The organism is Mesorhizobium sp. M0207, assembly GCF_040321995.1.
Lineage (GTDB): Bacteria > Pseudomonadota > Alphaproteobacteria > Rhizobiales > Rhizobiaceae > Mesorhizobium.
Genome location: NZ_JAMYSQ010000033.1, coordinates 1 through 23,386, shown reverse-complemented (window position 1 = coordinate 23,386; position 23,386 = coordinate 1). Strand labels below are relative to the sequence as shown.

The window sequence follows — 23,386 nt, the reverse complement described above, 5'->3', positions numbered from 1 at the left end:
CTCAAGCTGCGCGGCGCGCGCAAATCCTATGGAGCCGCCGAGATCATCAAGGGTATCGAGCTCGACGTCGAGGACCGCGAATTCATCGTCTTCGTCGACCCGTTCGGTTGAGGGAAGTCCACGCTGCCGCGCATGATCGCCGGGCTGGAAAGGATCAGCGCAGGCGACCTCATGATCGACGGTGCGCGCCAACGACATCGACCCGTCCGCGCGTGGGCTGGCCATGGTGTTCCAGTCCTATGCGGCCTATCCGCATTTGAGTGTGGCCGAGAATAGGGGGCTTCGCACTGAAGATCACTGGGGTGCCGCCGCAGGAGCGGGAGCGCAAGGTGAAGGAGGCGGCCGACGTATCCGGAGTGGTGGCCCCTGGCGGCAGCCTGCGCTCTGCGGAGGATCGACAACGCGCGGATCGGTAGCCGTTTGCGAGAATGTCCATCTCAAGAGTCTCAAGGCGTAATCTGTAGTGCAAGGGTGTCAAATGCCCACTCCCAACAATCCTCCGGCCGCGGTCAGACGCGCCCTGCGCAGGCTGGGAGCGAATATCCACGATGCCCGGCGGCGGCTCCCAATGGCGCTGGTGGCGAGCGCGCCTTTACCTCGCGCTCGACCCTGCAACGGGTCGAGGCGGGCGACACGAATGTCAGCGCCGGCATATATACCGCCGCAATCACAGCTTCCTTTGGCTCGGAAGACGGCGCGCGAGCGACGGATGAATCGGCCGAGTTGACAAAACCATCGTGCAGCGTCACCTCATTGCTCTCTAACAATGCTTCCGGGGGGCGGCTTTGCTTTTCTGTCGATCTCTCTGCCGTGCTGTGCTCTTGACCGTGGCCTTTTTTGCAGCACTGCCGACGATGCCGGCACTGGCATGGGCCCCGGATACTGTCATGACCTTCCAGGTGATCCGGAACTCGGACCCCGCATGTGAACCAACCTGCCCTGCGTGGATCTACGCTGCAGGTTCAATTGAAACCTCGTCCCCATCGGCTTTGCGCAAGCTGCTGAAGCGCCTCGGCGCAGTTCACCTTCCCATCGTCTTGGCATCGAATGGTGGTGACCGTCAGTCCGCCCAGGAACTCGGCAGGATCGCCAGAAAGAACAAGCTGACAATCGCTATTGGGACTTCACCCGTAGTTTGCAAAGACAAAGCCTCGGTCTGTCGCACGATGCCAGAGATTGACGGCCAAGGTCGATTCGAAGAAGCCAACTGCCTGTCTGCCTGCCCCTTGTTCCTTGCTGGTGGCGTCAAAAGGCTCAACAGCGACCGCAACTTTATCGCGGTCCACAAGGGACAAGCCGTCCTGTACTCAAATGGCGACAGGACCTTCACTCAAATAAAATCCGCCAAGAGGGTTGCCAAGGTTCTAGCCAATGCTCACCTGGAGAAGAAGCAATATCTCCGGGAAATGGGCGTAGCCGTCGCGCTGGAGGATGAGGCTTTCAAGCATGGCGGCGACGACTTTTATGAAGTCCCGATCGATCGGCAGCGCAGTTGGGGCTTGATCACCGGCTCAGTCGAAGAGTTGGATTTCACCGATCCCCAATTCTGCAAAAGACAGCCGCTCCCCGAGAATTGCGTCCCAAAACAAAATGGCCTGCCACGACGTAAGTCATGAAAATGGGTGGCTTATTTCCGCGCAGCCACTCGACCGGAAGAGATCAGCCGCGTATCTCAGTCAAGCAAGCCGCCGTTACGAGGCCAACCGGCTCTTAAGCCGTTTCTCGCGGAGACGGGTGCCAGCCCGCCAGGTGCGGGCGGTTTGTCGTCCGCCGTCTGCTGGGCGATCCGTATCAGATCGCTGAGCGCCGAACGGATTTGCGGCCAAGGGAATTCGGAGGATCCCTCCCAGGCTTCGCCCTCGCGCAATACGGCATCGAGCTTGCCCGCCACACCGGCGAGCGTCTTGGCGGGGGTGGTTGAGAACGCTTCAAGCAGATCCTCCGCCCGGTCGCCAGCCTCGCGCTCGTCCCTGAGCGCTGCGGTGTAGCCGCCCTCCTCGGCAGCCGCGTCCCAGCGGGCCTGATGTGCCGCCAAATCAGCTTCGGCCTTCTCGCGGAGAGCCGCCATGTCGGGCCCTTTGCCGAGTACATCATTGACCGCCCCGATCGAGTGGATGGTCACGTCCTCTCCCTCCGGCAGGCGGACGGTCACACATGGAAAGCCGACGCTCTCAACAAGCCTCGTCTCCAGGCGCTGCTGCCGGCGGCAATGCCGCTCGGCCGACCCGCGGGTCATCTCCCATTCCCGCCAAAGCGCCAGCGCTGGGTCGGGGGGTATGCTGGTTGCTGCTACATCCCCGGGAAGCGCATTCTTCTCAAGCATCAATGCGGTGGACGTGATCATTCCTCCCGTAAGCACTTGTCGGCGAGTGACCAAAGGCAGAGTCATGCTATTGTCGGAATCAGCCATGATCCGAGCTCCTGAACAGCTTGGTTGTGGTCAGGCTGCTGAGGGTGGTTGCACACCAACAGCAGCCGCTTTCAAGCGAAATCGTATCAGCGGTACGATAATGAAAATGTCACGATGGATCAACAAGAATCGTATCACGGTTACGAAATGAATGCAGTTCAATGCAAGATGGCACGCGTCGCATTGGGCTGGGGAACTCGAGAACTAGCTATAAACGCTAACGTATCTCCTGATACCATCGCCCGGTTAGAAAGAGGCGAGCAGTTAAAGAATTCAACCCTCGCCGAAATTCGTGCAGTCTTCGAAGCGGCCGGGATCGAATTCATCCCGGAGAACGGAGGCGGTGCTGGTGTTCGCCTGGCGCGTGGATCAGACGGCACAAAGGGCAAACTGTGACCCTTTGGATTAACCGGCTACCTTTCGCCTGAGGCGTGCAGCGATAACGGAAGTCGCACATAGGTGTCCGGCCTGTGGAGCGGACGCGCGTGGGGTGATCTCGGGCAGACCTAGCGCGCCACGCTTCGATTCTGAGTCAACATACCTCGTCGGGAGGCCGAAGACGGCTCCGCTCTGGAGGGCGCCGTGAGTGCCTGACAGATGCAGGAACAGAATTCATCGTATAGAACGGCAGCGGACCTGAAGTGAGTTTCGGATGGACCGGCCCTCACATCCCGATCCCCAGCCCACGCTTTCTGCCGAAGGTCCAGTCGATGCCCCCGCTGTCTTGCACGAGCCCGCTGATGTGCTGGCCGACGCGCTTGTCGAGCATCGGCTGCCAGGGAACGAGCTGAAGCCCGAGCCCGTCGTCCAGCATGGCAAAACGCCCGCTGGCAAGGCGGACCGAGCCAAGCAGCGTGCCGCCGACGTGGTTGCCGGGCTGGACGGGCACGAAGGTGAGGCCGCGCGCAGCGGCCATTTCCTTGCCGACGCGCGCGACCTCCCGGCGCTCCAGCGTGGCAACAAGATCGCGCGCGAAGGTGATCGTCCCACTGGTCGCATCGCGTTCGGCATGGCCCAGCCTGACGAGTTGGGCAGCCCGTTTGTCGAGCGCGTTGTCGACTTCGAGACCAAAGCCTGACCGGACCAGCGAGACGGGGTTCCTAGCCACAAGCTCCCGATCGAGCCAGGTGGCGCCGTCACTGCCGATCTGCGCGTCGAGGTCAAGCGTCGAGAGCAGGCGGACGGAGAAGTCCTTGCCGCGGTTGTGGCCATCGTAAGCGATGCCGCGCTCGGACAGGTCATTTGGAACGCGCCAGTGGTCGTCGTCGATGCGTTCGACATGGCCGGCCCGGCGCAGCGCTTCGAGACGGCGGACATGGAAGCGGACGAAGGCGTCCGGGTCCTTGCCCTGCTGCAAAAATCTCTCGCGGATTGCCTCCAGGTGTCTGCTCGGGCGATAGATGCCATCCTCGCCCGCCACGACACTGATGTTGCGGTCGGCCGCACGCGGCCCCTCCTTCGGCAGGATCGGTTCGAGTGCCACGATATGGCCGCGCTGGATGTCGTCGAGCTTTGCCGTATCCGCGGTCTCGACATAATGGGTGCGTCCGTCGACGCCATCGATGACGAGCGACAGCTTATCGCTCATCTCGTCGCCGGCAAGGCCCTTGGCGAGCACACGGCCGACGACCGGTTCGGTGATGGTCTGCCGGTGCATGACATATTGAGCCGCGCCCCGCTCATCAGCGAGGCCGTGCTCCTCGAGTGCCCGGTGCATGGTCTTGATGATGTCGTTGCGCTCGCCAAGTGCCCGCAGCGTGCTTTCGGCTCGGTCGGAGATCACCCATCGGCCGGGCTCGATCTCGCTCGCCAGGCCGAAGTGTTGCAGTGTCTTCGCCCTATCGATCAGCAGATAGCGGTTGCTGGAAATGGTGTAGCTGTCGCTGGCATTGGGACGGAGGTCGACAAGATCGTGCTCCTGCTGTTCGGCGATCAGCATGCGGTCGAGTCTTGTCAGCCGTTCTGCGTCCACCTCGTTGGCCAGCTTGCGGGCGACTTCGATCTCGCTTTGCAGCCCGAGTTCCCGTTCGACCAGCTCGCCTGCCCGGTGGCGGATGCCATGGGCGATGTAGTCGCCGGCGATGTTCAGGGTCTTGCCGTCGTCGGTGATGCCGCGCACCAGGACGTGGGTGTGCGGATGGCCGGTGTTGTGATGGTCGACGGCGATCCAGTCGAGGCGCGTGCTGAGGTCGGTCTCCATCTGTCGCATGAGGTCGCGGGTGAAGGAGCGCAGGTCTTCCATCTCGGCGGCATCCTCCGGCGCGACGATGAAGCGGAACTGATGCCGGTCGCCGCGCCCGCGCTCGACGAAGGCCTTGCCGTCGGCCTCGTCGTCGAAGGCCGAGTATACCTTCCCCTTCTCGCCGTCCCTGGTGACGCCGTCGCGCTGGAGATAGCGCAGATGCGCATCGACGGCCTTGCTCGTCGTCACAAACTTTTGGCCGCGCCCGCTCGCCTTCCCTCGCCCCGGCAGCTTGACGACGCGCGCCTTCACCACGACGCGGCGGGAGCGAAAGCGGACGCCATTGGAGTCCTGCTTCCACCCGCCACCGTCGTTTGGCAACCCTGTCACCACCTTGCCGCCGCGACCACGGGCGTTGAAGCGGCCACTTCCCTTCCCGCCGCTGCTGCTTGCTCCGAGGCGATAGGGATTGCCGCCTTGCTTGCGGATCGCAATCTCGACCTGGCGCACAAAGGGCAGCCTCCGTGAATTGACCGGCGCGCCGCCATGCCGCATCCGGCCGGTGCGAACCTGGAATCTATCGGTTTCACGATCTGCCATGACGACAGGATCGGGAATCAGATTCCCTGCTTCAAGATGGCTGGAGCACCGAGCGTGCTACGGCGCGCAAAGACTTGCTGTGGCGTAAAGCGGCGGATCGCACATCGCTGCGGCACGATAGTTTTGCGTTTCGGATCAACAGCATAGCCATAGCCTGTCAGCCCCGCACCTCACGTCATTCTGCCTGAGGTCGGCACGGGCAGGAAAAACAATGTGCAGACAAGCACTTACGAGCGAAGCGAGGCGAGCGCCAGCTCGCTTTATCTTGCTGTCCCTCTCCGCACTCTGTAACCGTCCGGATCCTGCACACCTAGTGCAATCTCGCAACGTGTGGGGTTCCTTCTTATCGAGGAGGATCTTCGGCGGTGCCTCGACGTTCCTGGGACAGGCCGACAACTCGTACTGGTCGACGCATGTCGCGACCTGGTATCGGGGGCCGTTTTGAGGTGGAGGAATATTGCCGCCGGCGCAAGCTTTCGATGACGACTTTCGAGCTGTGGGTGCGTCATCTGGTGAGCGCGGAAGATCGGCGCAAACGTGCGGAATATCTGCGGAAATTGCGCCGGGGAAAGCCGCAAAAGCGGGGCAAGAAAGGGCCGCCGAAGCGACGCAAGAGCCCGCGCCGCTACTGCTACAGCGTGCGTACGGACACGATCCGATTTGCCCTGCAGGCGTTCTGGGGCATGCATGTGGAGGCGATGAACTGGAGCGGATTGGGGCCTGCCGAATATGCCGTGGCGCTCGGGCTTTCGCCCCCATGCGCTGCGCAAATGGCGCGCTCGTCTTGAGGAATTCGAATTCGAAGTGGACTGGCGATCTCTGTTGCATCCGAGTGCCCGGGCTCAATTAAGCAGCGCTGATTGCGTGCGGCGCCAATCGCTTGAGACTGCGGGTTGACGGGCGGTCGGACCGGCGCCGCTTCAGCGACGCGCAGAAGCAGGCGATTGTGCAGGAGACGGAGAAGCCTGGTGTCAGTGGCGGAGGTTGCCGCCGCCATGGAGTCGCCACCAGCACGGCCTTCCGCTGGCGTGTCGAGTTTCGGCCTGACCGCTCGCAAGACGCCGCAATTGGCAACTGTTGCGCTCATCCATGGGGCGAAAAAACGAACGCCGGCGACGGCTCCCCTGTGCAATCTCGTGCGGCCGCCGGACGGCATGGTGGCAGTCCGACTGGACAACGGGCGGCGCGTCTTTGCGTCCGTCGGCAGCAATGCGGATGCAGTCAAGCGGCATCTCGCGGTAAGGGAGAACGCATCATGATCGTCGTTGCGGCGGGTGTGAAGATGCATCTGGCGCTCGGTCATACCGACCGTCAAGAGGCTCGACGGGCTCGCCATACTGATCCAGGAGCAGCTGAAAGATGGATCCCTTCTCGGATTCCGAGCGCAATGGACCCCGACCACATCGAACGCGATATCAGCGAAGGCGCGAACATCACTCCGCGCCGTAGCGAACCCGGAAAAGCGCAACCAAAGCGCGGGCCGCTGCCCGATCATCCGCCGCGCGTTGTTGCGGCGGCACCCTGCCCAGCATCTGCGAGAGCATTAGCGAGATCCTCGACTATACCCAGGCGCGGTTTAGATGTAGCGCCACGCCGCCCGAAATGTGCCTGCCGGACCCGTTGGCCCGAACAAGTTCAGGCAACTTGAACGTCGCCGACGCGTTCCAGATGAATTGCGCCCGAAGCTCCAATTCACCGCCGCCGCCGCGAGGAGGACCGCGCCGCCAAGTGCCGAGAGGATAACGATTGTACGCGCATGTTCATCGCTCGATCTGCGGTGCAGCAGCTTTCACCGGTTTATCAGCAACTCTGTCCGCAGCCGGGCAGAACGATGGAAGCGAAAGCTTGCCGGCTTGATATTTGCGACGAATGAGGTTTGTTGCGGAACAACGAATTATTTGCCTGATTGGCAATAAACAGCCCATCCGTTTCAACGCGCGCTATTAGAGCCGTCAGACAAGAGGAAAACTCGATGACCGTTTCTCCAGACCCAAGCGACCAGGCTGATCTCGTATCAATCACCGCCGACATCGTTTCCGCCTACGTTTCGAACAATCCGCTGCCGGTCGGCGAGTTGTCGAAGTTGATCGGGGATGTCTATGTCGCTTTGCAAGGGATCGGCAGACCTGTGGCTGCGACCGCAGCCAAGCTGGAGCCGGCGGTGTCGATCAAGAAGTCAGTGTCACCTGATTTCATCATATGCCTGGAAGACGGGAAAAAGTTCAAATCCTTGAAGCGGCATATCGGAACGCATTACAATCTGAGTCCGGACGAATACCGTCTGAAATGGAACCTGCCCTCCGACTATCCTATGGTGGCGCCAAATTACGCGGTCACCCGCTCGGCCCTGGCGAAATCAACAGGTTTGGGACGCAAGGCGACAGCGCCAGCAAAAGCTGCGGCAGAAAAACCAAAACGAGTTGCTCGCGCGGCAGCGGCGGCAGCAATTGCCACGGCAATCACGTTGCCGGTCAAGAACGCGCGCAAGACACCCGTCAAAGCATAGCGTGCTGCACCAGATAGAGGTGCATGGTGAACCTGAACCATGGCGAAGCCCCGCCTTGCGCGGGGCTGCGTGTTTAGTCGGATCACTCTGCGGTGCGGCGGGACCAGATGAGCGACAACTCGCCCTCGGTGGCGGTCTCGACCAGGCTCGCATAGATCGGAGCGGGGAAGCTCGGATCGTCGAGCTTGACCGAGTGGTAGTCGCGGCCCTCGCGCGAGGTCTTCTTCCATGCCGCCCCGAACTCGATGGCGCCGGCGAAAATGCGGAAGTCCGGACCTTTTTCATTGTCGCCTTCGGCTGGCGTGAACGTCACCGACTTGACGTTGAGGTTCAGGGTTTTGACTGAGCCGGAGAAGCCGTTCGCGGTGCGGGAGAATGTGCCGATCGTCGCCATTGTGATGGTTCCTTCTGTTTCTCGGGCCGCGCCTATCGCGGCCTCGATGGTGGTCTTGAGACCGGGGGCGATCGGGCCGCACCCAAAGCAGCTGAAACGAAGTGGAAGACGGCGCCGCGAGACTTTCTTGGGCCGCGAGGAATGGACGCAAACCGGGGTCCCCGCCAGGTGTGCCGGGTGGGGTGGTACGGCCAGGGGAAGAAAACGAAGCGCCGTCGTTGCGGGAAGACGATCGAGGTTGAGCCAAGCGAAAACGGTCTTCGGTCAGACCCAATCCATTCGAGGGCGCCTTGGGCGTAGCTAGGATGGACAGACAGTCACAACGGCGACCGCGATCAGTCACCCGCTTCCCAGCCCCGTCATGAGCGCTTTGGCGGTCAATACAGCTAACCCACACCTCAACCATGAGAATGATGATGCCGCTCCAGGTACCCGCGCCAAGATGGCCGGCGAGCGGAGCTGGGCCGCGCCGTGAAGCTGGGCGGACCGGATCAGTTCAGTTCAGTTCAGGAGGTGGGTGACGCGCTCCATTGCGAGTGGGCGGCCACGCTCTGGTACAGATTGTATTTGTGCGAGCGATGGCCAAAGCCATTTCTCCATCGGCGGCTCATTTGCCTTATGCTTCGTCAATGATCCGAAATCCGCGTTCCAGACTGCAATCCTATGCTGCTTGACCCTATATTGATCAGCGATCTTGCCCCAAGGCATCCATTCCAAACGGCACAACGCGCCACTTGCTGACGCAGTGCGCCGATGTACGAACGTCTCGATATTTTGGGGCCGACAGCGGAATGGCGGCCTTTGGCGTCCGAAGAACGATAGCGGACGTTCAGCGGGTGGGTCCGGCCGCAGCAAACTTGAACTGGCCATTCGCAACCCCGTAAACAGTCTCCATGACAGCGAGGCGCTGGCGGGACGTTCGGCGTAGCAAGTTTTGCGCTCGCTACCTACGCAAATTGGGCGTATCGTGGCATATCGTCTGTTGCTAATAAATGAGCCGGCGACTGAGAGCGCAAGACTCTCGCATCGGACTAGGCGCGCTAGGTTCCACAACTACTCGTCGCGCTCACCAGACCATCTGCCTCTGCTGAAACCTCTTTTCCTCGGTTCCGGCCAGTATTGCTTTTGCCAATCGGAAGAGGAGCGTTCTGATGCAGATCATCCAAACCCGCCGCCGGTTCCTAGCCGGCGCTGCAATGGCAGGCGCTGCCGGTATCGTCGGTGTTCCAGGGTCACTCCACGCGGAACCGCCGTTGGAAACGACCACGGTTCGTCTGCCGCTGTGGGTCGGTAGTTCCTACTGTTGGGCAGGTGCGTACATCGCCGGAGAACTGATGCGCGCCGAGGGTCTTACCGATGTCCGCTACATAGAAGGCGACAGAAGCGTCAACCAATCGGTATGGATCGCACGCGGTGAGACCGATTTCTCCGTGAACTTTGCGCCGAACCAGGTCGCGTCGATCGCCGCCGGCGTGCCGATCAAGGTGCTGACCGGCTTGCACTCGGGATGCCTCGAACTGATCGCCAAGGAGAGCATTCGCAGCGTCACGGATCTGCGGGGCAAGAGAGTGGGCGTGAACGGTTTCAACAACTCGCGGCACGTGTGGCTGTCCCTCATGTCCGCCTATGTCGGACTCGATCCAGTGAACGATATCCAATGGGTCTTGACTAACGACGTCAAGCCGACGGAACTCTTCGTCGAAGGGAAGATCGACGCATTCCTCGGGACGCCGCCCCAGCCGCAGGAGCTGCGCGCCAAGAAGATCGGCCACACGATCCTCAACAATGCCGTCGACCGCCCGTGGTCGCAGTATTTCTGCTGCATGATCTCGGCCACGACGGACTATGTGACAAGATACCCGGTGGCGACCAAGCGGGTCTTGCGATCCATCCTCAAGGCCGCCGACCTCTGCGTGTCAGATCCCGAAAGTGTGGCCCAGCAGATGGTCGATCGCGATTTCGAGACCAGCTATGACTACGCGCTCCAAACTCTGAAGGACATTCGGTACGACCGCTGGCGGGAATTCGATCCCGAAGACTCCTTGCGGTTCTACGCACTGCGCATGCAGGAGACCGGCATGATCAGGTCCAGCCCACAACAGATCATCGCCAACGGAACGGACTGGCGCTTCCTCGACGAGTTGAAGCGTGAGCTGAAAACCTGATCCCATCTGGTCTCGAGGGGAGACGTAGACATGCAAATCATTCAGAGCCGCAGGCGCTTCCTGGCCGGCCTGACGGCTGCCGGCACCGCAAGCCTCGTCGGCGCTCCAACTCGAGTTCTTGCCGAGCCAGGGCCGGAGACCACACGCATTCGCTTGGCCAAGATCCCTAGCATCTGCGTGGCGCCACAGTATGTTGTAGAGGACCTGCTGCGCACTGAGGGCTTCACCGAGATTGCCTATGTCGCGGCAGGCCCCGGTGCGGCCACGGCCTCCGCGGTGGCGAATGGCGAGATCGACTTTAGCCTCAACTTCGTGACAAATTCGATCGTCGCCCTGGACTCCGGTGCGCGGCTCACTCTGCTCGGCGGCGTCCATTCCGGTTGCTTCGAGCTGTTTGCCAAGCACGGGATCGACAGCGTCGTCGATCTGAAAGGCCGGAACGTCGGCGTCCAGGGGCTCGGTTCGGGGCCGCATCTGTTCCTCGCCAGCATCGCCGCCTATGTCGGGCTCGATCCGGCGCGCGACATCAACTGGGTGGTGGACCCGGCGGTCAAGCCCAAGGAGCTGTTCGCGCGGGGCGAAATCGATGCATTCCTGGGCTTTCCGCCGGACCCGCAGGAATTGCGGCGCAGCAAGGTCGGGCACGTGATCGTCAACAGCACAGTGGACCGACCTTGGTCGCAATATTTTTGCTGCATGCTGTCCGGCAACAGCGATTTTGTGGCCGCGCATCCGGTTGCTACCAAGCGGGTGCTGCGCGCCATCCTCAAGGCCGCGGATCTATGCACCGCCGCGCCGGCCTTGGTTGCCGAGCGCTTGGTCGCGGGCGGATTCGCCAGCCGCTACGATGACGCGTTCGCAGCGATCAGCGAGTTGCCCTACCGGAAATGGCGGGACTACGATTCAACTGACACCGTCCGCTTCTATGCGCTGCGGCTGAAGGAAATCGGTTTGATCGGGTCCACACCCGACAGGATCATCGCCAACGGAACAGACTGGCGCTTCCTCAACGAGCTAAAGCGAGAGCTGAAGACGTAGACCTATCGCCAATACGCGTTGCCTTTTCAAGGGAAGGAGAGACTCGTGCAGATTGTCCAGAACCGTCGCCGTTTCCTTACAGGCCTGTCTGCGCTCGCAGCCGCGGGTCTTGCAAAGGGCCGCAACGCGGCCGCCGCCGAAGCGGCACCTGAAACCACGACCGCCCGCTTTGCGGCGGCGCCTGGTATCTGCATCGCTCCGCAGTACGTCGCCGAGGATCTGATCCGCGCAGAGGGGTTCTCAGATTTCGGCTTCGTGGCCGCCGAGGCCGGTTTGGCCCAGACCGAGATGCTGGCGCGCGGGGACATCGACTTCGGCATTGACTTTGCCACGGCCCTAATCATTCCGGTCGACACTGGCGCCCCGATCAAGGTGATCTCCGGAGTCCATGTCGGCTGCTACGAGTTGTTCGGACGCGAGAACATCAAGAGCATCACAGATCTCAAGGGCCGCAAAGTCGGCGTCGGCGGCAATCTATCGTCGGATCCGCATATCTTCGTCAGTGCCATGGCGACCTATGTCGGCCTCGATCCGCAACGCGACATCGAATGGATCGTCGGCGAGGCAAAGCCGGCGGAGCTCTTCGCCGATGGCAAGGTCGACGCCTTCCTGGCTTTTCCGCCTGAGGCTCAAGACCTCCGCGCCCGCAAAGTCGGCCACGTCATCCTCGACAGTTCCAAGGACCGGCCGTGGTCGCAATATTACTGCTGCATGCTGGCGGTCAACGCCGCGTATGCCGAGAAAAATCCAGTTGCCACCAAGCGCGTCATCCGGGCCATCATCAAATCGGCCGATATCTGCGCGGCCGAACCGGAACGGGTGGCACGCCTCTTGGTGGATGGCGGACACACCGAACAATACGACTACGCCGTGCAGTCGCTCCGCGAGCTCCCATACTCCGATTGGCGCGACTTCGATCCCGAGGATACGGTCCGATTCTTCTCGTTACGGTTGCATGAAGCCGGCATCGTCAAGTCGAACCCGAACGAGATCATCGCGAATGGCACCGATTGGCGCTTTTTCAACGAGGTAAAGCGCGAGATGAAAGGCTGAGTCTGCTCGTGCCGAGGGAGAGGAGACGTGACATGGAGATTGTCCAGAGCCGCCGCCACTTCATGATGGGCCTGTCGGCGGTCGGCGCCGCGGGTCTCGTCAACGTGCCGACATCGGCTCATGCCGAGCCGGCGCCAGAGACCACGACAGTGCGTTTGCCAAGGACGTTCCGCGCCCTTTGCGAAGCACCCAAGAATATCGCCGGGGAGTTATTGCGGGCCGAAGGGTTCACCGATGTACGCTACATAGACTTGGCCGCCGACTCCGATCCGTTCGCGATGCTCGCAAACGGCGAACTGGATTTCGCCACCGACTTTCCGCCACCGCACATCATGGCGATCGAGGCCGGCATGCCGATAAAGGTGGTCACCGGCCTGCACTCCGGCTGCCTCGAACTGATCGTCAACGAAAGCATTAACAGCATCTCCGACCTCAAGGGCAAGAGGGTGGGCGTGTTCGCGCTGACCTCAGCTCCGCACATGCTCGTAACCCTCATGGCCGCCTATGTCGGTCTCGATCCCGCCACCGATCTCAAGTGGGTCGCGAACCCGGATGTCAGCTCGATGCAACTATTTAACGAAGGAAAGGTCGATGCCTTTCTGGCGGTGCCACCCGAGCCGCAGGAGCAGCGCGCCCGGAACGTCGGCCACACAATCCTTAATACGACCGTCGACCGGCCATGGTCGCAACACTACTGCTGCATGCTTGCCGGCCGCGCGGACTATGTCGACAGACACCCGGTGGCGACCAAACGCGTGCTGCGAGCCATCCTCAAGGGCGCCGACATCTGCGTGTCGGATCCGCAACTGGCTGCGCAACTATCGGTCGACGGCAAGTTCACCGATCAATACGACTATGCATTGGACGGCTTGCGCGAAGCGCGCTACGACGTGTGGCGGGAGTTCGACCCCGAAGACACGATGCGCTTCTACGCACTGCGGATGAACGAAGTCGGCTTCATTGAGGCCGGCCCTAACAAGATTATCGCCAACGGCACGGATTGGCGCCTCCTCAACGAGATCAAGCGCGAGATGAAAACGTGAGCGAGTGGCCGGCGCGCATCTTGGTGCTGGCGCTGATGGCCGGGCCGGCACACGCGCACGACGCGCGGCACGACGAGCGCCTGCCGACGATCGGACAGGCGCCGGACTTTACCTTGGTATCGCAGGATAGTGTGCGCGTGTCGCTGCACGACTTTCGCGGCAAGGTGGTCGCCGTCTCATTCATCTATACGCACTGTACCGACGTCTGCCCCATGCTGACCGCCCATATGGCCAGCGTGCAGGAGGAGTTGGGTAATGCGTTCGGACCCCAAATCGCCTTCGTTTCGATCACCGTCGACCCGGAGCGCGACACGCCCGATGTTTTGAAGGAATATGCGCAGAATTTTGGCGCCGATCTGAAGGGCTGGTCGTTTCTTACCGGTGATCCGGCGATTGTCCATGAGGTTGGACGGAAATACGGCGTCATCGCGAAGAAAACGGTGAACGGAGATGTCGACCATACCTTGCTGACGTCGCTCGTAGACCCCAATGGCATCTTGCGAGTACAGTATCTTGGCGTCCGGTTCGACTTGGAGGAGTTCCGGGATGACCTTGTCAGCCTCTTGGACGAATCCAAATAGCATAACGAACCGGCTCGTTGGCTGGGTTGCCCGGCTGCCGGCGCGCGTCCAGACCAAGCTCTTGATCGCGTTCCTGTCGATCGTCGGCCTGCTGATCGTGCTCGGGGCCGTCGGGTTGCAGGTGCTGAGTGGGGTCAACGATCAGACCAACGAGCTGATCAAGCTGCAGCGCAGGATCGCGGCCTATCGCCAGGTACAGCACGATACGACCACCCAGCTCTACGGCATCTCCACCGCCCTGTTGCTTCAGGACAACCGGATGCTGGATGGGGCGCTGCGCCAGCTCAACCAGTTTGGCTACGACCTCGACCGCATGGAGTTCGTCGCTGAAACTGAAGCGGAGGTGCTGGGCCAGGTCCGACAGGAATACGAACGGCTCGCGGCCGGCGTGACGCGTGTCGCGGAGCTCTTCCGCGCCGGTCGCACGGACGAAGCGCGCAAGGTTCAGCTGGACGAGATCATGCCGTCGGCCGACCGCCTCGAGCGGCTGACGAACCAGTTGGTCAACATGGCCGAAGCCGACATGGTCGTGGCCATCGAAGCGAGCGAGGGGGCCTACGGCACCTCTCAACTGGTCGTGGTTGCTTTCGCTGTGGGCAGCATCCTGCTCGCGCTTGCGCTTGGCTACATAATCTCATGGTCGTTGATCGAACCGGTCAAGAAGATCGAGACGCGTCTCAGTGAGATAGCGGCCGGCGACTTCGCCCAACACGTTGCCGTCGCCAATCGCGACGAACTTGGAGTGCTCGCCGCTAACGTCAACCAGACCTCCGACCAGCTGGGGCGCCTATATCAGGAGATTGAGACGCGCACCCAGCAGCTCGACGAGGCCCTTCAGCAGCAGACAGCCACTGCAGATGTTCTGAAGGTCATCAGCCGCTCTACCTTCGATCTACAGGTCGTGCTCGATACGTTGGTGGAATCGGCTGTCAGGCTCTGCCGTGCCGACAAGGGTGGTATCGTGCAGTTGTTGGATGGCGTATTCCGCTATGTGTCGACGCATGGCTACCCGCCCAGTTTCCGCGCTTATGTCGACGCCAATCCACTTCCAGCGCTTGCCGCAGGCCGAGGCTCCGCCGTAGGGCGCGTAATCGAAGAACGTCGGATCGTGCAAATCGAAGACGTGACCGCTGATCCGGACTACCGCGTGGCCCTGATCGCTGAGGCAGGCGGGTTCCGCACCGTCCTCGCTGCCCCGCTGTTGCGGGAAGGTGATCTCGTTGGCGTATTCGTCATGACGAGGGTTGAGCCGCGATCTTTCAATCCCAAGGAGATCGCGCTCGTCGAGACATTCGCCGACCAGGCGGTGATCGCCATCGAAAATGCGCGGCTGTTCGAGGCGGTGCAGTCACGAACGCGCGAGCTTGCCGCGTCTGTTGGTGAGCTCGAGGCGCTTGGTGAGGTGAGCAAGGCGGTCAATTCGACGCTGGATCTCGACACGGTGCTGAAAACAATCGTCGCCAAAGCGGTCCAGTTGTCGGAGACGGATGCTGGCACCATCTACGTGTTCAGCAGCACGCGGCAGCAATTCCGTCCGCGCGCAAACTTCGGTATGAGCGATGAGCTTATCGCCGCAGTCTCACACCAGACGATCGGGCTGGCCGACATGGGGATCGGCGACGCACCCGGGCGCTGCATGCCGGTGCAGTTTCCCGACCTCGGCCAGGAGACCTCATCCTTCCTTGTAAGAAAGACGATCGTCGATGCCGGATATCGCGGTATCCTGATCGTTCCGCTGCTGAGGCCCAACAAGATCGTAGGTGCACTGGTCGTCAGGCGCCACAAGCCAGGTGCCTTCCATGAGCAAGTCGTCCACCTGCTGGAGACCTTCGCAGCCCAATCGGTGCTCGCGATCCAGAATGCCATGCTGTTCCGCGAGATCGAGGAGAAAGGCCGGGAGCTGGAGACCGCCAGCCGCCACAAGTCCCAGTTCCTCGCGAATATGAGCCACGAGCTCAGAACACCGCTCAATTCGGTCTTGGGCTTCACAGAACTGCTGGTCGACGGCATCTACGGCGAACTCCCGGACAAGGCGAAGACGACCGTCGCGCGCGTGCAGGCAAACGGCCGCCACCTCCTCGGGCTCATCAACGACGTACTCGACCTTTCGAAGATCGAAGCCGGCCAGCTCACGCTGGCGATCGAGGACTACTCCGTCGCGCAGATTGTTCGATTGACCGTTACGGCTGTCGAGCCGCTGGCACGAGCGAAGGGTCTTGAGCTTTCAACGACTGTTGCCGAAAACCTTCCAATCGGCCGCGGGGACGAACGCCGTTTGATGCAGGTCCTGCTCAATCTTGCAGGCAATGCCGTCAAGTTCACCGAAACGGGTGCGGTCGACATTCTTGCCGGCGCGGTAGACGGACATTTCGAGATCACCGTCCGGGATACAGGTCCCGGCATCGCGTCCAAGGACCAGGGTCTCATCTTCGAAGAATTCCAGCAGGTCGACAACAGCAGCACCAGGCAGAAGGGTGGCACAGGTCTCGGCCTGGCGATCACAAAGCGCATCGTCGAAATGCATGGTGGGACCATAGACGTCGAGTCCGTGCTCGGGTCAGGATCGACATTCCGGCTGAAGATACCAATCCGGGTGAATGAGGAAGTGAGGGCCGCATGAGCAAACGAATCCTGATGGTGGAAGACACCGAGGACAACCGGCAGATCATCCGCGATCTGATCGCCACCACCGAATACGAGTTGATCGAGGCGGCGGACGGTGCTGCCGGCGTCGCTGCTGCTGCGGCCGAGAAGCCAGACCTGATCATCATGGACATTCAGCTGCCGGTAATCGACGGGTATGAAGCGGCCCGCCGTATAAAGGCCGATCCGGCGCTGCGGCACATCCCGATCATTGCCGTCACATCCTATGCATTGTCGGGCGACGAGGCGAAGGCCCTTGCTGCAGGGTGCGATGGCTACATTGCCAAGCCATTCAGTCCGCGCCAGCTGCTCGCCGAGATTCGTCAGTTCCTTTCCTGAGGGGAGACGGTACCTTGCACGATCCGCCTCGCATTCTCGCGGTCGACGATACCCCGGAGAACCTTGAGATCCTTCGCATGCGGCTCGAGGCGAATGGCTACGAAGTGGTGACTGCCGCGGATGGTGAAGAGGGGCTTGGTAAGGCCCGCGATCTCACGCCGGATCTGATCCTGCTCGACATCATGATGCCGAAGCTCGACGGCATCAGCGTGGTGCGTATGCTGAAGCAGGATCTCTCGCTGCGATCGATCCCGGTCATTCTTGTCACCGCAAAAGCCGACACGCGCGATGTGGTCGAGGGGCTGGACGCCGGGGGCGATGACTATTTGACAAAGCCCTTCGAGCACCAGGCGCTGTTGGCGCGGGTGCGCTCGATGCTGCGCCAGAAGGCGCTTCACGATACCGTCGCAAGCCAAGCCGTGCAGCTTTCCGATTGGAACCGCTCGCTCGAGCAGACCCTGGCGGAGCAGGTGATCGAGATCGAGCGAATGGGCCGGCTCCGGCGTTTCCTGCCCGAGCAAGTCGCCGACCTCATCCTTGCGGCGGGAAATGGCGACACGCTTCTGCAAAGTCACCGCCGCGAGGTGACCGTCGTTTTCTGCGATCTACGCGGCTTTACAGCCTTCGCCGAGACTGCCGAACCTGAGGAGGTGATGGCGGTTCTTGGCGAATACCACGCCTGTCTTGGTGAACAAATCGTCCGCTACGAGGGAACTCTTGAGCGATTCGTGGGCGACGGTATCGTCGTCGTTTTCAACGATCCACTGCCCTGCGCCGACCATACGGAGAGAGCCGTCCGCATGGCTGCGGCGATGCGTGATGCGATTGACGAGCATTCAGAGCAATGGCGCAAGCGCGATCACTTGCTCGGCTTCGGAATCGGCATCGCCCGAGGCCATGCAACCATCGGGCGGATCGGTTTCGATCAGCGCGCCGATTATGCAGTGATAGGCACAGTGTCGAACCACGCCGCCCGATTATGCGAGGAAGCCAGGCCACGCCAGATTCTCGTCAGCCAGCGGGTCGTTGGTGCCGTCGAATCCCTGGTTGAGTCCGTCGCCGTTGGCGAACTGACGCTGAAGGGCTTTCGCCGATCGATGCCTGCCTATGAAATTGTGCGGTGGATCGGTCGGCCAAGCTAGGGATCACTGTGCCTAATGAGATAGATCGGCTCCTGCGCTGAATGGGCCATACAATGATGCGGGCAGCTAGACCGATCAGCGATCGGACGGCCTTGAGCTCCATGGCCGTTGCTCCCTATTCGCCTCGCTCGGGGAAACTTCCCAAGGTCAGCTCGCAAGGCACGTTACAGATACCTGGTTGGCTTCTTTCAAGCCCGGTCGCCACAAGGCGCGACAGGAGTGTCCGGAAGTCCAGCCCAACCTATGAAGAGCGCCTGGACAAGATGGCCGTAGCGGATGGGTGCAGCGTCTGTGGCGCAACCCAGCCCTCTGCCAACGCGAACTTTGGACCCGATCCAGTCGTCACGTGGGATGAACTCGAACGTCTCGAATTGGTTCGAGAAGGCGCCTTTTGGCAATTACGCGATGGATCCGTTTTGTCAGCGCCCTGGAAGGTACGAGGGTTCCGTAAAGGGCTTGGCCTTGGCTGAGAGCATTGCCCTCGCCACGAACGTTGAGAAGGCGTATGGTCGTTAATCGTTGGCTGAAAGCGTTCTTGGCCAGCGACTGAAGAACGAGAAGACTCCCGCCTTTAACAGGGCGTGCTCCAACTCGCGATTACTCGGCGCGCTCACGCATTGTCCGTCCTCTATTGGGGTCATTTGGTTGATTCCTGGGGATGATCAATTTGCCAAAGGAGCGTCCCGATGAAGCTAATGCAGGATCGTCGCACATTCCTGACCGGCCTGTCGGCGATCGGCGGTGCCGGGCTCCTCAATGTTCGCACATCTAGTGCGGCCGGGGAGCCTGCTCTGGAAACGACAACCGTCCGCTTGGGGCAGTGGGTCGGAGGCGCTTACTGTTGGGCGTCCATCTACCTTGCCGGAGAACTTCTGCGCGCCGACGGTTTCACCGATATCCAATATGTCGAAGGCGACACCCACATCGACAATTCCAAGTGGCTCTCCGCCGGCCTGATCGATTTCGACATGAACATGCCGTCGATGCACATTAGGTCCATCGACGCCGGCGTGCCGGTGAAAGTGCTGATCGGCGTGCATTCCGGCTGCTTCGAGTTGATCGGCAACGACAGCGTCCGCAGCATCAGGGATCTGCGTGGAAAGCGCGTCGGGGGAGGGTCGGTGGAGTCGCATCCTCACATCCTGACGGCTCTCATGGCCAACTATGTCGGGCTTGATCCCGTGCACGATATCGAGTGGGTGGAGGGTGAACAAGCCCCAATGCAAATGTTCATCGACGGCAAGGTCGATGCCTACATGGCAGGTCCGCCCGAACCGCAGATCCTGCACGCCCGGAAGATCGGCCATACGATCGTCAACAACGGGACCGACCGCCCGTGGTCGCAATACTTTTGCTGCATGGTTGCCGGCAATGCGGACTACGTGAGCAGATACCCGGTCGCGACGAAGCGGGTGTTGCGCGCCATTCTCAAATCCGCTGACCTGTGCGCTTCTGATCCGTCGTTGGCGGCACAGCAGCTCGTCGACCGAGGCTTTCTACCCAACTATGACGAAGCGCTTGGGACGCTGAACGGTGCTCAGCACGACAAGTGGCGCGTGTTCGACGCCGAAGACAGCGTGCGCTTCTATGCGCTGCGCATGCAGGAGACCGGCATGATTAAGTCGAGCCCGCAACAAATCCTGTCCGACGGAACGGACTGGCGTTTCCTCGAGGAGCTCAAACGCGAGTTGAAGGCCTGAGACCCTAGCAGACGCAGTCACGCCTTGGCGCTGGTCATAGCGCGGGCGAGTGAGCACGACGCGCCGAAGGACGAGCGCCTGCCGACAATCGGAATGGCTCAGGACATCACGTTGACATCGCAGGACGGGACGCGCGTGTCGCTGCGCGATTTTCGCGGCGACCAACGCGGCCGGATGGTGGCAGCAACCAGCCTGCAGATATTAGTTGTCTCTGGAGGACTGCTGTTTCGTGGGAGCAGCCGTTTCCATCAACAGCAACCACACGGCAACAAATGTCGCAAACGTGAGCGCCATTCCGCTGGCGACCTCCATCTTGGCCGCAACGACGGTGCTAGCCGTTCTCGACTGCGGCACTGCGTTGGTCGCTTGCTCCAGGAGGCGACATTCCGGTGTTATCAGAACGTTCGTGATTCGGGGCCTACCTACCGAAAATCGCACACTTCATCGAATCTGCGGCTGGGGTTTGGGAAGGAGAGCGTCATGATTGGCCCGCCGCTGCCTCGTGTGGGACAATTGGCGGCGCCGCAACCCACGCCCTCTGGCACTCGGCATTGCGCTGATTGAGGGACAACATGCTGCGCGTCGCATCCGACCGGCTGAGGCCGGTCATGGCACCACGTCGATCAGCGCCGGAATTCCACTGAAGACATGATAGACGGTCCAGGACCGATCCGCCTCGACGCGGCGGCCATATTGACGGTCCGCGAAGTCGCGTCCCGATGTCCCACCCTCATTTTCCCAGACCGCAAGCCCGGCGGCGTTGCACTGCCGATCGGTTTCGTTGCTACGGGCACTCATGGCGTTGGCCTTTCCTCATTGATCGCTTCCGTGGCCAGAACGCCGGAATAGAGCGTTGCGCCCTTCGCGTCGGCGATCGTCATGGCGTCCGGCCGCTGCGGCATGTTCAAGGTTTTGGCCAAAAGCCTGGCGATCTCGAGCGCATGGTCGAGGTTGGCCGCTTGCGCCGTCTCGCGCCCGACCACGGCATGCGCATCGTCCGAGGTTCGGGTGCGATAGAATTCGATCACGATCTTCATCGTCATCCGTGCCCGTGTCGCTACGTCAGTTCTTGCCCTTGCCGCGCCGGGCATTGATATCGGCTGCAACTCTGGTGTGGGCGCCGAATACGCTTTCAGGCTTGGGCGGGACCTTCTCCTGCGTCGGGTTCCCGATCTTCCGGCTAAACCATTTCTGTCCCTTTGACACGTTCGAAGATCCTTTCGATGAGCGTTGTGCTGTCACCGGGCGAAGTGTCGACCGGTTCGAGACTGTCCTGCATCGCCACCCGTTCATGAAGTTCGACGTCGCTGCGGATGCGGTACTGCAGCGAATTTCCGCTCGGCGGGAGCCTTGCTGTGACGCGGTAGATTTCCGCGGCCTTTGGAAACGTGCCGATGCCGCTCTTCAGCCGGACAGCTTGTCCGACGGCAAAGAGATGCGTTGCGGCTTCGCGGCGGACTGGGCGTGCGTTGCGTTGCATCAGGGTTGTGGTTCTCATGATTGTCTCTCGTCCAGCTCCAGCGAGGCTTGAAGCAATGCCGGTTCGATCGGCACCATCTGCTGCGTAGCACCGCTCGCGGTGATCGCCGGAGGTGAATGAAGGTGGCCACGCGGCGCCATGCGATCTGGGAAGTCCCTTCGAGGGCCTCCTCGTCATGGTCAACCCGATACTCTCCGGGCGGTTGCGGTGTATCAAAGCCGGGCAGCGAAAACGCCGACTTGAAGCGAACGACTGTATTTGTGGTGCGGCTGGTCATGAATTGCGGCTTTCCGCGGAAACGGGCGGCTGCGCCTTTCCGTATCAGTCCCACTCGAACCGCCGGGACGATGCCCGACGCTGCCAGTACATCCGTGGTCAGCGTCGGTTTCATTCCAGGATCCGAACGGAACGAGATGTGCGCCGGACCGGCGCATGCACTCATTTTCGAGAATTCGGTGGTGAATGGCGGGGCTCTGACACAAAGCCAACTCGACCCAAATCAACAAGTTTTACCTATGCGCCTCAATTGAGTTCCAGACAAGGTCGCGGCCTCCTTTATTTGATCTTTGAAATAATAACCCGCATCCGCGAAATTCAAGCCGGCAGAAAGTTTTCCTCACATCCGAACGAATTTCTGGCGTCTCGAATTATATCATTCGAATTCTTGGCCATTGGCCAGAAATAATTCTGGCACTCCTATCTATCGAGTGCCAACGCGCCTATATCAGGGGTAGCGGCCGCCTATGCTGGCCCCAGAAAGAAGTTCCCCATGAAATTCCGGCCACTCCACGATCGCGTCGTCATTCGCCGCGCCGAAGGCGACACCAAATCCAAGGGCGGCATCATCATTCCCGACAATGCCAAGGAGAAACCACAGGAAGGCGAAGTGATCGCCGTCGGCCCGGGCGGACGCGACGAGAATGGCGCGCTTGTTCCGCTCGACGTCAAGGCCGGCGACCTGATCCTGTTCGGCAAATGGTCGGGCACGGAGGTCAAGATAGACGGCGAGGACCTTCTGATCATGAAGGAGGCCGACATCATGGGCGTCATCGACAAAGCTGTCGAAGCCAAGAAGGCCGCCTGACTGGAGCGGCGCGTGTCCCTCAAGGCGCGCAAAGGTCGCTCCAGTATTTGAAAGAACAAGCGCAGCGCGTTCCGCGCGGCGACCGTTCCACTCCAAATTCGACGGGATAAAAAATGTCTGCCAAGGAAATCAAATTCTCCACCGACGCCCGCGACCGCATGCTGCGCGGCGTCGAAATCCTCAACAACGCCGTCAAGGTGACGCTCGGCCCCAAGGGCCGCAACGTCATCATCGACAAGGCCTACGGCGCGCCGCGCATCACCAAGGACGGGGTGACGGTGGCCAAGGAAATCGAACTTTCCGACAAGTTCGAAAACATGGGCGCGCAGATGGTGCGCGAAGTGGCCTCGAAAACCAACGACCTCGCCGGCGACGGCACCACCACCGCCACGGTGCTTGCCGCTTCCATCCTGCGCGAGGGCGCCAAATTCGTTGCCGCCGGCATGAACCCGATGGACCTCAAGCGCGGCATCGACCTTGCCGTCAGCGCCGTCGTCAAGGAAATCCAGGCGCGCGCCAAGAAGGTCAAGTCCTCAGCAGAGATCGCGCAGGTCGGCACCATTGCCGCCAATGGCGACACCAGCGTCGGCGCCATGATCGCCAAGGCGATGGACAAGGTCGGCAATGACGGCGTCATCACCGTCGAGGAAGCCAAGACCGCCGAAACCGAACTAGACGTCGTCGAAGGCATGCAGTTCGACCGCGGCTATCTCTCGCCCTATTTCGTCACCAATGCCGAGAAGATGCGCGTCGAGCTGGAAGAGCCCTACGTGCTCATCCACGAAAAGAAGCTCGGCAATCTGCAGGCGCTGCTGCCCATCCTCGAAGCCGTGGTGCAAAGCGGCAGGCCGCTGCTGATCATCTCCGAGGACGTCGAGGGCGAAGCGCTGGCAACGCTGGTCGTCAACAAGCTGCGCGGCGGCCTCAAGGTAGCGGCCGTCAAGGCGCCTGGCTTCGGTGACCGCCGCAAGGCGATGCTGGAAGACATCGCCGTGCTCACCGCCGGACAGATGATTTCCGAGGATC

22 protein-coding genes and 3 pseudogenes are annotated in these 23,386 nt (G+C 61.1%); 18 read left to right on the top strand and 7 right to left on the bottom strand.

Going from position 1 to position 23,386, the window contains the following annotated elements; genetic code table 11:
• Nucleotides 1–6: 6 nt before the first annotated feature.
• The 3 genes and pseudogenes from NKJ15_RS29225 to NKJ15_RS29220 all read left to right on the top strand — a co-directional run.
• Nucleotides 7–350 (top strand): annotated as a pseudogene (locus NKJ15_RS29225) (ATP-binding cassette domain-containing protein); the annotation flags it as partial.
• 128 nt (nucleotides 351–478) lie between these two features.
• Nucleotides 479–675: pseudogene (locus tag NKJ15_RS33115) on the top strand (hypothetical protein); the annotation flags it as partial.
• Between the two features lie 212 nt (nucleotides 676–887).
• Nucleotides 888–1,616 carry a hypothetical protein gene (locus NKJ15_RS29220; protein WP_352685819.1) on the top strand — a complete coding sequence of 243 codons (729 nt, stop codon included), beginning with the start codon at nucleotides 888–890 and terminating at the stop codon, nucleotides 1,614–1,616.
• 56 nt (nucleotides 1,617–1,672) lie between these two features.
• Here the strand turns inward: NKJ15_RS29220 and NKJ15_RS29215 are convergent, their stop codons facing one another.
• On the bottom strand, nucleotides 1,673–2,410 hold the full coding sequence (locus tag NKJ15_RS29215) for a hypothetical protein (protein ID WP_352685820.1): 738 nt from the start codon (nucleotides 2,408–2,410) through the stop codon (nucleotides 1,673–1,675).
• Nucleotides 2,411–2,557: 147 nt separating this feature from the next.
• Between NKJ15_RS29215 and NKJ15_RS29210 the strand changes: the two genes are divergently transcribed.
• On the top strand, nucleotides 2,558–2,806 hold the full coding sequence (locus NKJ15_RS29210) for a helix-turn-helix domain-containing protein (protein WP_352685833.1): 249 nt from the start codon (nucleotides 2,558–2,560) through the stop codon (nucleotides 2,804–2,806).
• A 268-nt stretch (nucleotides 2,807–3,074) separates the two neighbouring features.
• Here the strand turns inward: NKJ15_RS29210 and NKJ15_RS29205 are convergent, their stop codons facing one another.
• Entirely contained in the window at nucleotides 3,075–5,192 is a 2,118-nt protein-coding gene (locus NKJ15_RS29205) for a DUF3363 domain-containing protein (protein ID WP_352819258.1), read from the bottom strand.
• Nucleotides 5,193–5,671: 479 nt separating this feature from the next.
• On the opposite strand from NKJ15_RS29205, the gene NKJ15_RS29200 reads away from it, so the two are divergent.
• The 3 genes from NKJ15_RS29200 to NKJ15_RS29190 all read left to right on the top strand — a co-directional run bounded on the left by NKJ15_RS29200 (nucleotide 5,672) and on the right by NKJ15_RS29190 (nucleotide 7,698).
• Nucleotides 5,672–5,980: a hypothetical protein gene (locus tag NKJ15_RS29200; RefSeq protein WP_352685823.1), complete on the top strand. Its 309-nt coding sequence runs from the start codon at nucleotides 5,672–5,674 to the stop codon at nucleotides 5,978–5,980.
• Nucleotides 5,981–6,138: 158 nt separating this feature from the next.
• Nucleotides 6,139–6,840: a hypothetical protein gene (locus NKJ15_RS29195; RefSeq protein WP_352819293.1), complete on the top strand. Its 702-nt coding sequence runs from the start codon at nucleotides 6,139–6,141 to the stop codon at nucleotides 6,838–6,840.
• A gap of 324 nt (nucleotides 6,841–7,164) precedes the next feature.
• Nucleotides 7,165–7,698 (top strand): Ros/MucR family transcriptional regulator, encoded by a 534-nt coding sequence (locus NKJ15_RS29190; protein ID WP_352819256.1) that lies wholly within the window; start codon nucleotides 7,165–7,167, stop codon nucleotides 7,696–7,698.
• An 82-nt stretch (nucleotides 7,699–7,780) separates the two neighbouring features.
• On the opposite strand, the gene NKJ15_RS29185 is transcribed toward NKJ15_RS29190, so the two are convergent.
• Nucleotides 7,781–8,092 (bottom strand): DUF736 domain-containing protein, encoded by a 312-nt coding sequence (locus tag NKJ15_RS29185; RefSeq protein ID WP_352596123.1) that lies wholly within the window; start codon nucleotides 8,090–8,092, stop codon nucleotides 7,781–7,783.
• A 1,151-nt stretch (nucleotides 8,093–9,243) separates the two neighbouring features.
• On the opposite strand from NKJ15_RS29185, the gene NKJ15_RS29180 reads away from it, so the two are divergent.
• From NKJ15_RS29180 to NKJ15_RS29140, 9 genes are all read left to right on the top strand, one after another.
• Nucleotides 9,244–10,257, top strand: coding sequence for an ABC transporter substrate-binding protein (locus tag NKJ15_RS29180; protein WP_352542839.1), 1,014 nt, complete (start codon nucleotides 9,244–9,246; stop codon nucleotides 10,255–10,257).
• A 30-nt stretch (nucleotides 10,258–10,287) separates the two neighbouring features.
• Nucleotides 10,288–11,295 carry an ABC transporter substrate-binding protein gene (locus NKJ15_RS29175; RefSeq protein WP_352819254.1) on the top strand — a complete coding sequence of 336 codons (1,008 nt, stop codon included), beginning with the start codon at nucleotides 10,288–10,290 and terminating at the stop codon, nucleotides 11,293–11,295.
• Between the two features lie 45 nt (nucleotides 11,296–11,340).
• Entirely contained in the window at nucleotides 11,341–12,348 is a 1,008-nt protein-coding gene (locus NKJ15_RS29170) for an ABC transporter substrate-binding protein (protein WP_352819252.1), read from the top strand.
• Between the two features lie 32 nt (nucleotides 12,349–12,380).
• Complete coding sequence (locus tag NKJ15_RS29165; protein WP_352819250.1) at nucleotides 12,381–13,391, top strand: ABC transporter substrate-binding protein; 1,011 nt, start codon at nucleotides 12,381–12,383, stop codon at nucleotides 13,389–13,391.
• Nucleotides 13,388–13,972: an SCO family protein gene (locus tag NKJ15_RS29160; protein WP_352819248.1), complete on the top strand. Its 585-nt coding sequence runs from the start codon at nucleotides 13,388–13,390 to the stop codon at nucleotides 13,970–13,972. The genes NKJ15_RS29165 and NKJ15_RS29160 overlap by 4 nt, the downstream gene beginning before the upstream one ends.
• Nucleotides 13,938–16,592 carry a GAF domain-containing protein gene (locus tag NKJ15_RS29155; RefSeq protein ID WP_352819246.1) on the top strand — a complete coding sequence of 885 codons (2,655 nt, stop codon included), beginning with the start codon at nucleotides 13,938–13,940 and terminating at the stop codon, nucleotides 16,590–16,592. The genes NKJ15_RS29160 and NKJ15_RS29155 overlap by 35 nt, the downstream gene beginning before the upstream one ends.
• A complete protein-coding gene (locus NKJ15_RS29150) occupies nucleotides 16,589–16,954 on the top strand; it encodes a response regulator (protein ID WP_352819244.1) in 366 nt (121 codons plus the stop codon). Before NKJ15_RS29155 ends, NKJ15_RS29150 begins: the two co-directional genes overlap by 4 nt.
• 14 nt (nucleotides 16,955–16,968) lie before the next feature.
• A complete protein-coding gene (locus NKJ15_RS29145; RefSeq protein WP_352819242.1) occupies nucleotides 16,969–18,096 on the top strand; it encodes an adenylate/guanylate cyclase domain-containing protein in 1,128 nt (375 codons plus the stop codon).
• Between the two features lie 686 nt (nucleotides 18,097–18,782).
• The gene (locus tag NKJ15_RS29140; protein WP_352819241.1) at nucleotides 18,783–19,796 is read left to right on the top strand and encodes an ABC transporter substrate-binding protein; all 1,014 of its coding nucleotides are present in this window, start codon (nucleotides 18,783–18,785) and stop codon (nucleotides 19,794–19,796) included.
• A 606-nt stretch (nucleotides 19,797–20,402) separates the two neighbouring features.
• Here NKJ15_RS29140 and NKJ15_RS29135 read toward each other — a convergent pair.
• From NKJ15_RS29135 to NKJ15_RS29120, 4 genes and pseudogenes are all read right to left on the bottom strand, one after another.
• On the bottom strand, nucleotides 20,403–20,594 hold the full coding sequence (locus NKJ15_RS29135; RefSeq protein ID WP_352542958.1) for a hypothetical protein: 192 nt from the start codon (nucleotides 20,592–20,594) through the stop codon (nucleotides 20,403–20,405).
• The gene (locus tag NKJ15_RS29130) at nucleotides 20,591–20,833 is read right to left on the bottom strand and encodes a hypothetical protein (protein WP_352542957.1); all 243 of its coding nucleotides are present in this window, start codon (nucleotides 20,831–20,833) and stop codon (nucleotides 20,591–20,593) included. Before NKJ15_RS29130 ends, NKJ15_RS29135 begins: the two co-directional genes overlap by 4 nt.
• A gap of 143 nt (nucleotides 20,834–20,976) precedes the next feature.
• Nucleotides 20,977–21,294 carry a hypothetical protein gene (locus tag NKJ15_RS29125; protein WP_352542956.1) on the bottom strand — a complete coding sequence of 106 codons (318 nt, stop codon included), beginning with the start codon at nucleotides 21,292–21,294 and terminating at the stop codon, nucleotides 20,977–20,979.
• Nucleotides 21,291–21,553: pseudogene (locus tag NKJ15_RS29120) on the bottom strand (hypothetical protein). The gene NKJ15_RS29125 and the pseudogene NKJ15_RS29120 overlap by 4 nt, the downstream one beginning before the upstream one ends.
• A 492-nt stretch (nucleotides 21,554–22,045) precedes the next feature.
• Between NKJ15_RS29120 and NKJ15_RS29115 the strand changes: the two are divergent.
• Both NKJ15_RS29115 and groEL read left to right on the top strand, forming a co-directional pair.
• The gene (locus NKJ15_RS29115; protein ID WP_352819238.1) at nucleotides 22,046–22,360 is read left to right on the top strand and encodes a co-chaperone GroES; all 315 of its coding nucleotides are present in this window, start codon (nucleotides 22,046–22,048) and stop codon (nucleotides 22,358–22,360) included.
• A 113-nt stretch (nucleotides 22,361–22,473) separates the two neighbouring features.
• On the top strand, nucleotides 22,474–23,386 hold a 913-nt coding region (groEL, locus tag NKJ15_RS29110), incomplete at its 3' end, for a chaperonin GroEL (protein ID WP_352542954.1).